This is a genomic window from Mycolicibacterium confluentis (genome assembly GCF_010729895.1).
Classification (GTDB): Bacteria; Actinomycetota; Actinomycetes; order Mycobacteriales; family Mycobacteriaceae; genus Mycobacterium; species Mycobacterium confluentis.
Map to the genome: position 1 here is coordinate 1,330,775 of NZ_AP022612.1, position 14,436 is coordinate 1,345,210.

The following is a 14,436-nucleotide window of genomic DNA, read 5'->3' on the forward strand; positions in this document are numbered from 1 at the left end:
ATGTTCGATACGGTCCTGGTTGCCAACCGCGGCGAGATCGCGGTCCGCGTCATCCGCTCCCTGCGCCGCCTGGGCATCCGGTCGGTGGCGGTCTACAGCGAAGCTGACGCCGGAGCACTGCACGTCCTCGAAGCCGACACCGCGGTGCTGATCGGCCCCGCCGCCGCACGGCAGAGCTACCTCAACATCGACGCCGTGGTCGACGCCGCCGTGCGCACTGGCGCTCAGGCCGTCCACCCCGGCTACGGATTCCTGTCGGAGAACAGTCAATTCGCGCAGGCCCTGGCCCAGGCTGGCATCGTGTTCATCGGCCCGCCCGCGCCCGCGATCGCGACCATGGGCGACAAGATCACGGCCAAGGCCACCGTCACAAAGTTCGGTGTCCCGGTGGTTCCCGGCATCGCCCGACCGGGTCTAACCGACGGTGAACTGATCGCCGCGGCCGACGACATCGGCTATCCCGTCCTGGTCAAGCCGTCGGCAGGCGGCGGCGGCAAGGGCATGCGGTTGGTGCACGACGCAGCCGACCTGCCCGCCGCGCTCGCGGGCGCACGTCGCGAATCGGCGGCCGCATTCGGTGACGACACCCTGTTCCTCGAGCGATTCGTGCTGCGGCCCAGGCACATCGAGGTGCAGGTGCTGGCCGACCAGCACGGCAACGTGATCCACCTCGGCGAGCGCGAGTGCAGCCTTCAGCGCCGCCATCAGAAGGTCATCGAGGAGGCGCCGTCGGCGCTGCTGGACGCCGCGACCCGGGAGCGGATCGGTGCCGCCGCGTGTGACACCGCGCGCAGCGTGGACTACGTGGGTGCGGGCACCGTCGAATTCATCGTCTCGGCCGATCAACCCGACGAGTTCTTCTTCATGGAGATGAACACCCGCCTCCAGGTCGAGCACCCCGTCACCGAACTGGTCACCGGGTGGGACCTGGTGGAGTGGCAGGTGCGCATCGCGGCCGGCGAACCGCTGCGGGCCCGCCAGCAGGACATCGAACTGCGCGGCCACGCGGTCGAGGCCCGCGTGTACGCCGAGGATCCGGCCAACGGCTTCCTACCGACCGGCGGTACGGTGCTCGACCTCGTGGAACCGGGCGGGCCCGGTATCCGGGTGGACTCCGGTCTGCGGGTCGGCACGGTCGTCGGCAGCGACTACGACCCGATGCTGGCCAAGGTGATCGCGCACGGCGCGACGCGCCAGGACGCGTTGAGCGGACTCGACGGCGCCCTGGCCCATACGGCCGTCCTGGGCGTCGTCACCAATATCGACTTCCTGCGCTTCCTGCTGACCGACGCCGACGTCGTCGCTGGACAGTTGGACACCGGACTGCTGGATCGCCGCGTCGGGGACTACCTGGCCAAGCTGGCGCCGTCGGCCGACGACTCGGCGTTCATCGCCGCCGCGGCCTACCGGTGGCTGCAGTTGTGGGCGGCCTCCGGCGACGACCTGTGGACGAAACCCTCGGGATGGCGGGGCGGTGAGCATGCACCCACGGTGCTGCGTCTGCGTTCGGGGGAGCGCACCGATCACGTGGGAATCGCCGGGACGCCGGACGGGGCCACCGTCACCATCGAGAACGCCGGGCAGCACACCCTGACCGCCGCGCTCGACGGTGACCAGATCAGGCTCGTCATCGACGGCGTCTCCCAGCGCTACCGCGTCGCCGACGCCGACCACCGCATCTGGCTGGCCGCACCGGGTGGTGTGGCGTGGGTCGACGAGGTCCGCGAGGCCCCCGTCCGACCCGACGACGAGCACAGCGGCGACGCCGAACTGGTGAGCCCGATGCCCGGCGCCGTCGTGGCCGTCAACGTCGAAGACGGCGCCGACGTGGCCGCGGGCACCGTCGTGGTGGCCGTTGAGGCGATGAAGATGGAGCATTCGCTGACCGCGCCGGTCGACGGTGTGGTGAAAATTCTTGTCGCCGTGGGCGATCAGGTCAAAGTGGGTCAGCCGCTGGCAACGGTGACGGCCTCCGAACAGGAACAGAAGGACCAGAGCTGATGACCGACTATCTGTCGACGGGCAGCCTGCCCGACGAATACGCACAGCTGGCCAAGACCGTCCGCGACTTCGCGCAGAGCGTCGTCGCCCCCGTCGCGGCCAAACACGACGAGGAGCACTCGTTCCCGTACGAGGTCGTCGCCGGTATGGCCGACATGGGCCTGTTCGGGCTGCCCTTCCCCGAGGAGTACGGCGGAATGGGCGGTGACTACTTCGCGCTGTGCCTGGCGCTGGAGGAACTCGGCAAGGTTGACCAGAGCGTGGCCATCACGCTCGAGGCCGGGGTGTCGCTGGGCGCCATGCCGGTGTACCGGTTCGGCAACGAGGCGCAGAAGCGGGAGTGGCTGCCGCTGCTCTCCAGCGGCAAGGCGCTGGGTGCCTTCGGCCTGACCGAGGCCGGCGGCGGCAGCGACGCCGGTGCCACCAAGACCACCGCGCGCCTCGACGACGGGCACTGGGTGATCAACGGGTCCAAGCAGTTCATCACCAACTCCGGCACCGACATCACCAAGCTCGTCACGGCGACCGCCGTGACGGGTGAGAAACCGGACGGCAAGAAGGAGATCTCGTCGATCCTGGTGCCTGTGCCGACCGACGGGTTCACCGCCGAACCCGCCTACAACAAGGTGGGCTGGAACGCCTCCGACACGCACCCGCTGAGCTTCGACGATGTGCGCGTGCCCGAGGAGAACCTGCTCGGCGAACGCGGTCGCGGCTACGCCAACTTCCTGCGCATCCTCGACGAGGGCCGGATCGCGATCGCGGCGCTCTCGGTCGGTGCCGCGCAGGGCTGTGTCGACGAGTCGGTGAAGTACGCCAAGGAACGTCAGGCGTTCGGCGCTGCGATCGGCACCTATCAGGCCATCGCTTTCAAGATCGCCCGGATGGAGGCCCGCGCGCACGCGGCCCGCACGGCGTACTACGACGCCGCGGCGCTGATGCTGGCCGGCAAGCCGTTCAAGAAGGCCGCGTCGGTGGCCAAGATGGTGGCCAGCGAAGCGGCCATGGACAACTCGCGTGACGCCACCCAGATCTTCGGCGGCTACGGGTTCATGAACGAGTACTCCGTCGCCCGCCACTACCGCGACAGCAAGATCCTCGAAATCGGGGAAGGGACAACCGAAGTGCAGCTCATGCTGATCGGCCGGGAGCTGGGCCTGTGACCGAGACCCCGAAGCAGTCCGGGCGGGACGGTGGGAAGCGTATCGTCGAACAGCGTGGCCTGTGGTTCGAGGAGTTCGAAACCGGTGTGCTGTACCTGCACCGGCCCGGCCGCACCGTCACCGAGGCAGACAACGTCCTGTTCACCACGCTGACCATGAACACCCAGGCGCTGCACCTGGACGCGGCGTTCTCCGATGCGCTGCCGCCGTTCAACCAGCGGCTGGTGAACTCGATGTTCACGCTGTCGACGCTGGTCGGCCTGTCCGTCGCGCAGCTGACCCAGGGCACGATCGTCGGCAACCTCGGTTTCTCCGAAATCGCCTTCCCCAAGCCCCTTTTCCACGGCGACACGCTGTACGCCGAGTCCGAGGTGGTCGACAAGCGGGAATCCAAGAGCCGACCCGGTGAGGGCATTGTGACGTTCGCGCACACCGGACGCAATCAGCACGGCGACATCGTTGCGACAGCCTCGCGCAAGACCATGGTGCGCAAGAAGCCGGCGGGGGAGTAGATGGCACTGACGAATTCCGGTCCGGCCTGGCTGTTCTGCCCGGCAGATCGCCCCGAGCGTTTCGAGAAGGCCGCCGCGGCAGCCGATGTCGTGATCCTCGACCTCGAGGACGGCGCCGGGGACAAGCCGGCCGCGCGCGAGGCGCTGCTGAGCACGCCGCTGGACCCGGCCCGCACGGTGATTCGCATCAACGCCGGCGACTCACCCGAGCAGAAACTCGACCTCGAGGTCCTCGCCAAGACCGACTACCGGTGCGTCATGCTGCCCAAGTGCGAGTCCGCCGACCAGGTGACCGCGCTCGCGCCGCTTGACGTGGTGCTCATCGTCGAGACGCCGCTGGGTGCGCTCAAGGTCGACGAGACCGCCGCGGCCGCCAACACCTGGGGCGTCATGTGGGGTGCGGAGGACCTGTTCGGATTCCTGGGCGGCACCGCCAACCGCTTCCCGGACGACTCCTACCGCGACGTCGCCAAGTACGTGCGGTCCCGATCGCTGCTGGCGGCCAAGGCCTACGGCAGGCAGGCGCTCGATTCGGTGTACATCGACATCAGGAATCTCGACGGCCTCCGTGTCGAGGTCGACGACGCCGTCGCGGTCGGATTCGACATCAAGGTGGCCATCCACCCCAGCCAGATCGCGGTCATCCGCGACGGCTATGCGCCCTCGGCTGAACAGGTGGAGTGGGCGCGACACGTGCTCGCGGCCGCCAAGGATCAGCCGGGCGCATTCGCTCACGAGGGCATAATGGTGGATGCACCAGTGTTGAGGCGGGCTGAGCGAATCGTCCAGCTTGCGCCCTGACATCGGACGCCAGCAGGCAGCCGCCACAAGCGGGTGACTCGGACCGGCCCCGCGCTGGAGCTGACCCATTGGGTCTGACGACCAAACATGTCGTCGGCGACCTGAAGGAGGCGGCTGTGGCTGGGTCCGATCATCTCTCAACGCTGCACGATGTCCCTGATCTGGAGCCGGTGCAACTCCTCGCCCCCGACGGGGCCGTCACCTCCGAACAGCGTTTTCGTCGCGACCTGCCTCCCGAAACCCTGGCCTGGCTCTACGAGACCATGGTCGTCACGCGGGAACTCGATGCCGAACTGACCAACCTGCAGCGACAGGGTGAGCTCGCGCTGTACGCGTCGTGCCGAGGGCAGGAGGCCGCCCAGATCGGTGCGGTGGCGCCCTTGCGCAAGACCGACTGGCTGTTCCCGCAGTACCGCGAACTCGGGGCCTTTCTGCTGCGGGGCATCACCCCCGCACAACTCGGAGCGGTGTGGCGGGGAAGCTGGCACGGCGGATTGGGCTTCACCGCCAAGCACTGCGCACCGATCTCGATCCCGATCGGCACGCAGCAGTTGCACGCCGTAGGGGCGGCCATGGCCGCTCAACGCCTGGGCGAGGACTCGGTGACGGTCGCGTTCCTCGGCGACGGCGCCACCAGCACGGGTGACGTGCACGAGGCGCTCAACCTCGCCGCGGTGTTCGCCGCGCCGTGCATCTTCTACGTGCAGAACAACCAGTGGGCGATCTCGGTGCCCATCGAACATCAGGTTGCCGGGCCGTCGATCGCGCACCGGGCCTCCGGTTACGGAATGCCGGGCATCCGGGTGGACGGCAACGACGTCCTGGCCTGTTTCGCGGTCATGGAGCAGGCCGCGCGACGCGCCCGCGACGGCCGTGGGCCAACCCTGATCGAGGCCGTCACGTACCGCATGGGCCCCCACACCACCTCCGACGACCCGACCCGCTACCGCGACGCCCGCGAGGTCGAGGACTGGCAGGCGCGCGACCCGATCGCGCGGTTCCGCACCCACCTGCAGAACATCGGAGGGCTGACCGAACGTCTGGAACAGCGCGTCGCAGCCCATGTCGCGCGGGTGCGCGCCGAACTCCGCGACGTGATCGTCGATGCACCGGATCCGGACGTCGGCGAGATGTTCGACAACGTCTACGCCGAGATCACCCCGGACCTGGCTGCCCAGCGCGACCAGTTGCGGGCCGAACTGGCGAAGGAGGCCTGAGATGACGCAGCTTTTCGACCGGCCGCCGTTGCAGGGGGACGACGTTCCGGATCCCGTGCCGCCACTGCTGACACCGATGCCTGCTGCGACCGAGGTGACCATGGTGGCCGCCATCAACCGCGCACTGCATGACGCGATGGCCGGCGATGACCGCGTGCTGGTCTTCGGGGAGGACGTCGCAACACTCGGCGGGGTGTTCCGCGTGACGGAGGGCCTGGCCGAAACCTTCGGAGTGGAACGGTGTTTCGACACCCCGCTGGCCGAGTCTGGGATCATCGGCGTGGCCGTCGGGATGGCGATCCGCGGGCTTGTGCCGGTGCCCGAGATCCAGTTCGACGGCTTCAGCTATCCGGCGTTCGATCAGATCGTCAGCCATCTCGCGAAGTACCACATGCGCACCCACGGCGACGTGGACATGGCGGTCACGGTGCGGATCCCGTCGTTCGGCGGCATCGGTGCCGTCGAGCATCATTCCGAGTCCACCGAGACGTATTGGGCACACACCGCGGGTTTGAAGGTCGTGGTGCCGTCGAATCCGGCCGACGCCTACTGGCTGCTGCGATATGCGATCGCCAGTCCTGATCCGGTGATCTTCTTAGAACCCAAGCGGCGCTACTGGACTCGGGGGATCGTCGACGTGGGTGTGCCCGGCCTGCCGATCGGTGAGGCCGCGGTGGCGCGCAGTGGCACGGACGTCACGGTCGTCACCTATGGGGGCCTGGTGGCCACCGCGATCTCGGCCGCGGAGGTGGCGGCCGAAGACCACGGGTGGAGTCTCGAGGTCGTCGATCTAAGGTCGCTGAACCCGCTGGACTTCGACACGGTCGCGGAGTCGGTGCGCCGCACCGGTCGCTGTGTGGTGATGCACGAAGGGCCACGCACACTGGGATTCGGCGCCGAACTCGCGGCCCGCGTCTCCGAGGAGTTGTTCTACGACCTGGAGGCTCCGGTGTTGCGGGCCACCGGGTTCGACACGCCCTACCCACCCGCCAGACTGGAGAAACTCTGGCTGCCGGGTCCGGATCGGCTGCTGGACTGTGTGGAACGGGTGATGGAGATGCCATGAGCGACTTCCTGGTTCCCGACCTCGGCGAGGGTCTCGAAGACGCCACTGTGACGAGTTGGAGTGTCGCGGTCGGCGACACCGTCGAACTGAACCAGACCCTGTGCACATTGGAGACCGCCAAGGCGCAGGTCGAGATCCCCAGCCCGTACGCGGGACGGGTGGCCGCGCTCGGTGGCGCCGAGGGTGACGTGCTGGCGGTGGGGGCGATGCTGGTGCAGATCGACACCGTGGCCGCTGCGGAACCGTCGGAACCGTCAGGGCACTCAGAGCCGGGTACGCCGAAAAACAATAGGGTGCAGGAGAGCAACGGCGCCAGCCCACGAAATCCCGTGCTCGTCGGCTATGGGGCCGACGCCGCGTTCGACACCAGCAGACGACGGGCCAGGGCTAAGCCGTCGGTGCGCAGGCTTGCCTCGCAACTGCGGGTGGACCTCGAGAACGCGCCCGCCGGGCCAGGTGGAGTGGTGTCCCGAGAATCCGTACTCGCGGCGGCCGAGAAGGGGCCCGGGGCCGGTGAGGTCACCGAGGTCCGGGGTGTGCGCGCCGAGATGGCCAAGCGGATGACGTTGTCGCGCAGTCAGATCCCCGATGCGCACGCCAGCGTCGACGTGGACTGCGTGCGGCTTCTTGAAGTCCATGAGCGGTTGTCGGTGAGCGCGTTCGCCCTGACGCTGAGACTCACGGTGCTGGCGCTGACACACCATCGGCTGCTCAATGCGACATGGGTGGACGCACACGATGGCCCGCAGGTGCATGCCCACCCGGTCGTGCATCTGGGTGTCGCGGTGGCGGCGCCCCGCGGCCTGCTGGTCCCCGTGGTCCGCGACGCCGACCGACTCACCACGCGGCAGTTGGCCGACGAAGTGTCGCGGCTGGTCGAGAGCGCACGCGCGGGCACGCTGAAACCCGTTGAGCTGCAGGGTTCGACGTTCACGGTGTCAAACTTCGGTGCGCTCGGCCTGGACCGGGGAGTGCCGGTGATCAACCATCCCGAGGCCGCGATCCTGGGCATGGGGTCGATCAAGCCCAGGGCCGTCGTGGCTGACGGGGCGGTCGTGGCACGTTCCACCATGACATTGACCTGCGCCTTCGACCATCGGGTGGCCGACGGCGCGCAGGCGGGTGCGTTCCTGTCGGAGTTGCGGTCGCTGATCGAAGCCCCCGAGACCGCGCTGCTTGACCTGTAACTACTTGCGCTGCGCGGCCTTCAGCCGGTCCTGGAACTCCGGCGACTGGATCGACTGAGCCTGCGGGCCGAGTTCGGTGCGCATCGCGGTGTGGTGCAGGTCGGTGTCGACGGCGCCGGGTGTCGCCGTGGCACGCATCGTCGCCTTGGTCGCGAGCACCACCTCACGGGGCGCGGATGCGGGGCCCGATGCCAGTTCCAGGGCCGCGGCCACGGGGTCGTCAGCGACCTGCAGTGCCAGGCCGTGTTCGACCGACGCCTGCGCATCGAATCGCATGCCGAACAGCAGTGCCGCGCGTGCGACCTGAGGTCCGACTCCGCGCTGCAGCATCCACGTGGCGCCGCCGCCGGGATGGATGCCGAGTTTCTGGAAGCGCGGGTCGAACATCGCGTGGGGCCCGGCGATCCGGACGTCGGCGGCCAGGGCGAGGTTGAGGCCCGCGCCGACCGCGGCGCCGTTGACCGCGGCGATCGTCGGCAGCGTGCATCCTGCGATGGCCATGAAGCCGTCGTAGATCCGCAGCAGACCCTCTTCGGCCGCGGCACCCAACGCGCTCAGGTCCGCTCCCGCACAGAACGCCTTACCCGCGCCGGTGATGACGAGCGCGTGCACGTCGGGGTCGGCCTCGGCGCGTTCGACCGCGGCACGCAACTGCGCTGACATCGCGTCGGTGACGGCGTTGCGCCGGTCGGGGTCGTTGACCGTGAGCAGGGCGACCTTGTCTTTGACGGCGTAGAGCACGAGATCTGAACTCATGCTCGGCACGCTACCCCGCCCCCGTTTTCACCTACACGGACACAGGGCCGCAGAAGCGCGAGTGGATCGCGTCATGTCATCGATCTCGGCATCCGGGTGACGTGCCCTGGCAGCAGTGGCACCGTGGACGTCATGACTACCGCAGACTCCCTGCACGGCGACCCGCACGTCGACCGCTACCTCGAGACCGACGGGGCCGACGGTTACCACTGGAACGGCACCGAGATCCTGATCCTGTTCACCAAGGGGCACAAGTCCGGGAAGCCGCGCAGGCACGCGCTGATCTTCCGGACGTGGGGCGACGACGCCTACCTCGTCGTCGCGTCCAAGGGCGGCAACGACGCCCCGCCGGCCTGGTTCCGCAACCTCGAGGCCGACCCGAACGCGGAGGTGCAGATCAAAGCCGACCGTTTCCCGGTCCGCGCACGAATCGCGGCCGACGATGAGAAACCGGCGATGTGGGACAGGATGCTCGAGGTCTGGCCCGACTACGCCGAGTACCAGAAGAAGACCGACCGGGTCATTCCGGTTGTGGTGCTGGAGCGGGCCTGACGCGTCGACGTGGCACCGTGATCAACAGTGAGGCCACCACTACGGTCGCGCCGGCCAGTGCGGCCACCAGGATCGAGGTCGTCTCGCTGAGTCGGACCGCAACCGCGATCAGCGCCCAGGCGATCACCGCGACGTAGGCGGCGTCGGCGTACAGGAAGCTCATCACCAGGCCCAGCGCGGTCGCGACCACGATCATGATCACGCCCCACGTCGGCTCGGAGATGCCGAAACCGTCCCACCCGGCGTCCTTGAGCGTGATGGTCGCGTTGGCGATTGTCGCCACCGAGATCCAGCCCAGGTAGATGCGGAACGGGACGTGCACGGCCCACAACTCCAACGTCGAGGACGGGGTGCGGGCGGCCTGCAGGCGGTAGATGACGATCAGCGCCGCGAGCAGCACGACCATAAGCAGCATGCTGAGCGGGAACTGGGTGTGATGCCAGGCGAACAGCCATGAGCAGTTCGCGACCGCGGTGAGCAGGTACCAGGGTGCGATGGTGCGGGCGGTGTCGGCATCGCGGCCACGCACGACCGCCACCCACAGATACACGGTGTAGGCGATGAGCCCCGTGTAGATGAGGCTCCAGATGCTGAAGGCGTAGCCCGCGGGGGAGAAGTACACGTCGAAGTCACGGGTGACGTCGCCGGTGGTCTTGCCGTTGATGGGCAGTCCGTTGGCCAGGGCGTTCACCAGCAGGGTGACCGCGGTGGCCAGGGTGACCAGACTGGCCAGCAGAACGTCGGTTGACGTCCTCTTCTGCACCTCGGGACCGGCGGCGGGCGACGACATGTGGGCTCCTTTGCATCACAGATGTGGCTGGATCTATGCCCATTTGTTCCTGGGTTCAACCGCGTTACGGACAGCATCACAGAATTCGTTTTCGTCGCCGGGGGTCTCCCGCCTACCCTGATTAGCCGCCGACGACAGAACAACTGAGGAGTGTGGGTATGGGCACCGGGCTGACAGCCGACACCGTCGCGTCGGTACGACGGGCCCAACCCAGCGCCAACGTGATCATCGCACTGCTGGTCTCCTCGGCATTCGTCATGATCCTCAACGAGACGATCATGAGCGTCGCGCTGCCCGCCCTGATCGTCGACTTGAACACTTCCGCGAGCACCGCGCAGTGGCTCACCAGCGGCTACATGTTGACCATGGCCGTGGTCATTCCCATGTCCGGCTCACTGCTGCAACGCTTTTCGGCCCGATCCGTCTTCCTGGGAGCGATGTCGGCGTTCTGCGCTGGCACCCTGATCGCGGCGCTGGCACCGGGTTTCGCGGTGCTGCTGGCGGGACGGATCGTGCAGGCGTGCGGCACCGCGGTGATGATTCCGCTGCTGATAACGACCGTGATGAAGTTGATCCCCGCGCATCGGCGCGGGCAGATGATGGGGACCATCTCGATCGTCATCGCGGTGGCCCCGGCGGTGGGGCCGACGCTGTCCGGATTCATCCTGGGCTCACTCGACTGGCGATGGACGTTCTGGACCGTACTGCCCATCGCGTTGGCGGCCCTGGCCGCAGGCGTGGTGTGGCTGTGGGTCGACGACGAACAGGAGGAGCCGACGCCCATCGACGCGGTGTCGGTGCCGCTGTCGGCGATCGCGTTCGCCGGCCTGGTGCTGGGGCTGTCCCTTTTCGGCGAGTCCGGCCACGGTGGGCAGATGATTCCCGCGTGGGTGCCGATGGTGATCGGCGCGGTCGCCATGGTGGCCTTCGGGGTGCGGCAGGTGCGCCTGCAGCGGCAGGATCGCGCGCTCCTCGATCTGCGGCCGTTCACCCACCGACGGTTCTCGGTGTCGCTGGGCCTCGTGGTCCTCGGCTGCGTGGGGCTGTTCGGCGCGATCATCATGGTGCCGCTGTACGTCCAGGATGTTCTGGACAAGAGCGCGTTGGTGGCCGGGTTGGCGACGCTGCCGGGCGGCGTGCTGATGGGGATCGCGGGCCCGCTGGTCGGGCGGGTCTACGACCGTCGCGGCGCGCGGGTGCTCGTGGTGCCGGGATCAATGCTCCTGTGCGCGTCGCTGTGGGGGTTGACGCTGCTGACCGCGTCGTCGCCGATCTGGCAACTCGTGGTCCTGCAGTCGATCATGATGGTCGGCCTTGCGCTGATTTTCACCCCGTTGCTGACCGACGCGCTCGCCGTCCTGCCGGACCGGTTGTACTCCCACGGCAGCGCCATCCTGACGACGCTCCAGCAGGTCGGGGGAGCGGCGGGCATTGCGCTGCTCGTGACGGTGATGACCAACGCATCGCACTCGGGCGGTGCGCCGGACATGCCCGGCATCCATACGGCCTTCCTGGTCGCTGCGATGATCAGCGTGGTTGCGGTGTTCGCGGCGTTCTTCACGGCGTCGGAGCCGAGTCCTGCGGGTGGGACGCCGACGCACTGAGGGCGGGCCTTCCCGGCAGATTTGCGTGATGGGACGTCGCTAAGTGAAGTCAACTCCGCCCTTTAACTTCACTTAGTGCGCTAAGTGAAGTTAAAATGGGCCGGTGACTTCACTTAGCCCTGTCTCCTACGAGAACGTTCGTTGGGAGCCTCAGGGCAGGCGGCACGCGGGCCAAACGCTGCCCAAGTACGGCACCTATCACCCGGCCGTGCCAGCAGGCATCACGGACTTGACCCTGGATCTGCCTCCCGCGGTATGGGCGGAAGCTGAGTCCGCCAGTCGTGAGATCGCTCGATTCGACGCCGAACTCGGCGGCGAGATTGCACCGTTTGCTGCCGTGTTGCTCCGATCGGAGTCGGCCGCGAGTTCGCAGATTGAAAATTTGACGGCATCGGCGCGCGCGATCGGCGAGGCTGAGTTGCCCGGCGGCAAGGCCAAGCGCAACGCGCAAATCATCGTTGCCAATACCGCTGCGATGCAGGCCGCACTCGCTCTGTCCGACGTCGTGGACGCTGACGCCGTCCGAGCGATGCACAGCGCGTTGATGATCAACGATCCGAGACACACGCCCGGCGAATTCCGTACGGAACCGGTGTGGATCGGCGGTGGGGCGACTCCGATCGGTGCGACGTTTGTCGGTCCGCGCCACGAGTTGATCCCTGCGGCGATTGATGACCTGATCGCCTTCGCGCAGCGGGACGATGTCCCCGCGTTGCCGCAGATTGCGGTGAGTCATGCACAGTTCGAGACGATCCACCCCTTCACCGACGGAAATGGCCGCACGGGCCGCGCATTGGCACAAGCCATGCTGCGCAACAAGGGTTTGACGCGTCAGGTGACGGTGCCCGTCTCGGCTGGGTTGCTTGCCGACGCCGGTGCGTACTTCGACGCATTGACGAACTATCGCGAAGGTGATGCCGCGCCGATTGTCGAGCGCTTCTCGCAGGCCGCGATGCTGGCGATCGCCAATGGTCGGCGACTGGTCACCGAGATCCGCGATATCCGCGGCGCCTGGAAGGGCGTCATCACCGCGCGTTCCGATTCGGCGGTGTGGAAGGTGGCCGATTTGTTGACCCGCCGCCCAGTGGTGAACGCTGCGCTCGTGGCGCAGGAGTTGGGCATCGAATCCACCAATGCTCACCGCTATCTCAACCCGCTTACCGAGGCGGGAATCCTCGTCGAGACAACCAATGGGCCACGCAACCGGGTGTGGCGTTCACCGGAAGTCCTCGCGGCGATTGACGCTTTTGCGGAACGTGCCGGGCGCCGAGGCTGATTGAACGCCGTTGCCTCCACGCATTCGCTGCGTCTGTCGAGCGTGCTCAGGCCTTCGGCGCGGTCACTTTCCAGAAGTCCGTCACCAGTTGCAGGATGCGTGCACGGTCGACCAGCAGTGGCGAGACGTGGCCCGTGCCGGCGACCTCTTCGACGCGACAGTCGGCGATGGCAACACAGGTGCGGCGGGCTTCGTCGGGCCGCCACCCTGTCACGTCATCGCGCACGGGCATCATCAGCGTGGGCACCTTGATTTCGGCGAGCAGGTTCTCGACACCCGAGCGCATCAGCATCATCGAGCGCATCGCGTGGTTCATTCCGCGGCGGTCGGCGTCCCGAAACGACGCCACCACCGCAGCAGCCTGCTCTGGTTGTGCGGCAAGGGAATCCGGGCCGACCAGCGAGTCGAACAGCAGCTTCACGAGGATGTCGGTCGGGCCGGTGAGCCGGTGCAGGCCGACCAGCGGCCCAATCTTGAGCTTCTCGCCGAAAGTCAGTCCCTGAACCGGGGTGCCGATGGTGGTCAACGTCCGCAACCGCGATCCCGCCGCCAATCGGATACCGACGTGCCCACCCCAGGCGTTGCCGACCCAGTCCACCGGGTCGGTGAGGCCCAGGCGGTCCAACGCCTGGAGCGCACTACCCGCCACCTCGTCGAAGCTGAAGTCGCGCGGCACCGGGTCGCTTCTGCCGTGTGAGGGTCCGTCGATGGCGTACACGGTGCGGTGTCGCGCCAAGTCGTCGATCAGGGAACCCCAGGATCGTGAGTCGACGAACAGGCTGTGCCACAACACGGCCGGGGGGCCGGTGCCAGTGCGTTGCACATGGAGGCGACCGAGGTCGGTGCGGACGAACTCGGAGTGGGGCGCGCCCATCACAACCTCCAATTGTTTCGGAATCCGAAATTTCGGTAACCGTAGTATTCTCGTATGCCGTGACTTCGTCAAGAGGCCTGCCGCAGGACCGGCAGGCGGTCGGGCAGCTTCTTGTGAGGTTGTTGCGCGAGTTTCGCCAGGACCTCGGTGCCGAGCGGGAGTGCGCGGGGTTCGGAGATGTCCGGGAACCGCATTTCCAGCTCTTCGGCAATATCCGCATGGGCGGAGTCCGGCTGACCGAGTTGGCCGACCGCGCACAGTTGAGCCTTGCCGCAACCTCTGAACTGGTCAACGACCTGGTCGACCTCGGCTACCTCGTCCGTCGTCCGGACCCGGCGGACGGAAGAGCGAAGCTGATCGACCTGACCGAGCGCGGCCGGGATCTGATGGGGATGGCCGGCGCCAAGGTGGCCGACATCGAGCAGCGGTGGTCGACGCTGGCGGGGGAGGCGGACTTCGCGCAGATGTGCGCCACTATGCAGCGCCTGTTGGACGGGCTGAATCCGGACGATTCGCGGGGCTGATAGGCCCCACGTGCAGAAAAAGCGCCCCCGGCAGGAATCGAACCTGCGACCTAGGGATTAGAAGGCCCTTGCTCTATCCAACTGAGCTACGGAGGCAACGCGCAGGTCAGTGT

Annotated in this window: 14 protein-coding genes and 1 tRNA gene; 11 read left to right on the plus strand and 4 right to left on the minus strand. The window is 67.4% G+C overall.

What is annotated here, in order from left to right:
- The 7 genes from G6N34_RS06350 to G6N34_RS06380 all read left to right on the plus strand — a co-directional run bounded on the left by G6N34_RS06350 (position 1) and on the right by G6N34_RS06380 (position 7,947).
- On the plus strand, positions 1 to 2,001 hold the full coding sequence (locus G6N34_RS06350; protein ID WP_085152973.1) for an acetyl/propionyl/methylcrotonyl-CoA carboxylase subunit alpha: 2,001 nt from the start codon (positions 1 to 3) through the stop codon (positions 1,999 to 2,001).
- Positions 2,001 to 3,164, plus strand: a complete 1,164-nt coding sequence (locus tag G6N34_RS06355) for an acyl-CoA dehydrogenase family protein (RefSeq protein WP_085152975.1) — start codon at positions 2,001 to 2,003, stop codon at positions 3,162 to 3,164. Before G6N34_RS06350 ends, G6N34_RS06355 begins: the two co-directional genes overlap by 1 nt.
- On the plus strand, positions 3,161 to 3,676 hold the full coding sequence (locus G6N34_RS06360; protein WP_085152977.1) for a MaoC family dehydratase: 516 nt from the start codon (positions 3,161 to 3,163) through the stop codon (positions 3,674 to 3,676). Before G6N34_RS06355 ends, G6N34_RS06360 begins: the two co-directional genes overlap by 4 nt.
- Positions 3,677 to 4,477: an HpcH/HpaI aldolase/citrate lyase family protein gene (locus G6N34_RS06365; protein WP_085152979.1), complete on the plus strand. Its 801-nt coding sequence runs from the start codon at positions 3,677 to 3,679 to the stop codon at positions 4,475 to 4,477.
- Positions 4,478 to 4,593: 116 nt separating this feature from the next.
- Positions 4,594 to 5,694, plus strand: a complete 1,101-nt coding sequence (gene pdhA / locus G6N34_RS06370) for a pyruvate dehydrogenase (acetyl-transferring) E1 component subunit alpha (RefSeq protein ID WP_407663210.1) — start codon at positions 4,594 to 4,596, stop codon at positions 5,692 to 5,694.
- A 76-nt stretch (positions 5,695 to 5,770) separates the two neighbouring features.
- Complete coding sequence (locus G6N34_RS06375; RefSeq protein ID WP_234812971.1) at positions 5,771 to 6,760, plus strand: alpha-ketoacid dehydrogenase subunit beta; 990 nt, start codon at positions 5,771 to 5,773, stop codon at positions 6,758 to 6,760.
- On the plus strand, positions 6,757 to 7,947 hold the full coding sequence (locus G6N34_RS06380) for a dihydrolipoamide acetyltransferase family protein (protein WP_085152983.1): 1,191 nt from the start codon (positions 6,757 to 6,759) through the stop codon (positions 7,945 to 7,947). Before G6N34_RS06375 ends, G6N34_RS06380 begins: the two co-directional genes overlap by 4 nt.
- On the opposite strand, the gene G6N34_RS06385 is transcribed toward G6N34_RS06380, so the two are convergent.
- Positions 7,948 to 8,703: an enoyl-CoA hydratase gene (locus G6N34_RS06385; protein WP_085152985.1), complete on the minus strand. Its 756-nt coding sequence runs from the start codon at positions 8,701 to 8,703 to the stop codon at positions 7,948 to 7,950. It lies immediately after the preceding gene.
- Positions 8,704 to 8,835: 132 nt separating this feature from the next.
- Between G6N34_RS06385 and G6N34_RS06390 the strand changes: the two genes are divergently transcribed.
- Positions 8,836 to 9,255: a nitroreductase family deazaflavin-dependent oxidoreductase gene (locus G6N34_RS06390; RefSeq protein ID WP_085153297.1), complete on the plus strand. Its 420-nt coding sequence runs from the start codon at positions 8,836 to 8,838 to the stop codon at positions 9,253 to 9,255.
- On the opposite strand, the gene G6N34_RS06395 is transcribed toward G6N34_RS06390, so the two are convergent.
- The gene (locus G6N34_RS06395) at positions 9,224 to 10,045 is read right to left on the minus strand and encodes a TspO-related membrane protein (protein WP_085152987.1); all 822 of its coding nucleotides are present in this window, start codon (positions 10,043 to 10,045) and stop codon (positions 9,224 to 9,226) included. The genes G6N34_RS06390 and G6N34_RS06395 overlap by 32 nt on opposite strands.
- Before the next feature lie 158 nt (positions 10,046 to 10,203).
- Between G6N34_RS06395 and G6N34_RS06400 the strand changes: the two genes are divergently transcribed.
- Together G6N34_RS06400 and G6N34_RS06405 are read left to right on the plus strand one after the other, a co-directional pair.
- The gene (locus G6N34_RS06400; RefSeq protein WP_085152989.1) at positions 10,204 to 11,649 is read left to right on the plus strand and encodes an MDR family MFS transporter; all 1,446 of its coding nucleotides are present in this window, start codon (positions 10,204 to 10,206) and stop codon (positions 11,647 to 11,649) included.
- Positions 11,650 to 11,752: 103 nt separating this feature from the next.
- A complete protein-coding gene (locus G6N34_RS06405; RefSeq protein ID WP_085152991.1) occupies positions 11,753 to 12,925 on the plus strand; it encodes a Fic family protein in 1,173 nt (390 codons plus the stop codon).
- A 46-nt stretch (positions 12,926 to 12,971) separates the two neighbouring features.
- Here the strand turns inward: G6N34_RS06405 and G6N34_RS06410 are convergent, their stop codons facing one another.
- Positions 12,972 to 13,799 carry an alpha/beta fold hydrolase gene (locus tag G6N34_RS06410; RefSeq protein WP_085152993.1) on the minus strand — a complete coding sequence of 276 codons (828 nt, stop codon included), beginning with the start codon at positions 13,797 to 13,799 and terminating at the stop codon, positions 12,972 to 12,974.
- A gap of 59 nt (positions 13,800 to 13,858) precedes the next feature.
- Between G6N34_RS06410 and G6N34_RS06415 the strand changes: the two genes are divergently transcribed.
- The gene (locus G6N34_RS06415; protein WP_085152995.1) at positions 13,859 to 14,323 is read left to right on the plus strand and encodes a MarR family winged helix-turn-helix transcriptional regulator; all 465 of its coding nucleotides are present in this window, start codon (positions 13,859 to 13,861) and stop codon (positions 14,321 to 14,323) included.
- Positions 14,324 to 14,345: 22 nt separating this feature from the next.
- Here G6N34_RS06415 and G6N34_RS06420 read toward each other — a convergent pair.
- Positions 14,346 to 14,419: transfer RNA gene (locus tag G6N34_RS06420), tRNA-Arg, on the minus strand.
- Positions 14,420 to 14,436 lie beyond the last annotated feature (17 nt).

Bases quoted from the DNA above. Each gene is read 5' to 3' on its own strand.
- G6N34_RS06350 (WP_085152973.1), top strand. From the start codon at position 1: ATGTTCGATACGGTCCTGGTTGCCAACCGCGGCGAGATCGCGGTCCGC.
- G6N34_RS06355 (WP_085152975.1), top strand. From the start codon at position 2,001: ATGACCGACTATCTGTCGACGGGCAGCCTGCCCGACGAATACGCACAG.
- G6N34_RS06365 (WP_085152979.1), top strand. From the start codon at position 3,677: ATGGCACTGACGAATTCCGGTCCGGCCTGGCTGTTCTGCCCGGCAGAT.
- G6N34_RS06375 (WP_234812971.1), top strand. From the start codon at position 5,771: ATGCCTGCTGCGACCGAGGTGACCATGGTGGCCGCCATCAACCGCGCA.
- G6N34_RS06380 (WP_085152983.1), top strand. From the start codon at position 6,757: ATGAGCGACTTCCTGGTTCCCGACCTCGGCGAGGGTCTCGAAGACGCC.
- G6N34_RS06385 (WP_085152985.1), bottom strand. From the start codon at position 8,703: ATGAGTTCAGATCTCGTGCTCTACGCCGTCAAAGACAAGGTCGCCCTG.
- G6N34_RS06390 (WP_085153297.1), top strand. From the start codon at position 8,836: ATGACTACCGCAGACTCCCTGCACGGCGACCCGCACGTCGACCGCTAC.
- G6N34_RS06395 (WP_085152987.1), bottom strand. From the start codon at position 10,045: ATGTCGTCGCCCGCCGCCGGTCCCGAGGTGCAGAAGAGGACGTCAACC.
- G6N34_RS06400 (WP_085152989.1), top strand. From the start codon at position 10,204: ATGGGCACCGGGCTGACAGCCGACACCGTCGCGTCGGTACGACGGGCC.
- G6N34_RS06410 (WP_085152993.1), bottom strand. From the start codon at position 13,799: ATGGGCGCGCCCCACTCCGAGTTCGTCCGCACCGACCTCGGTCGCCTC.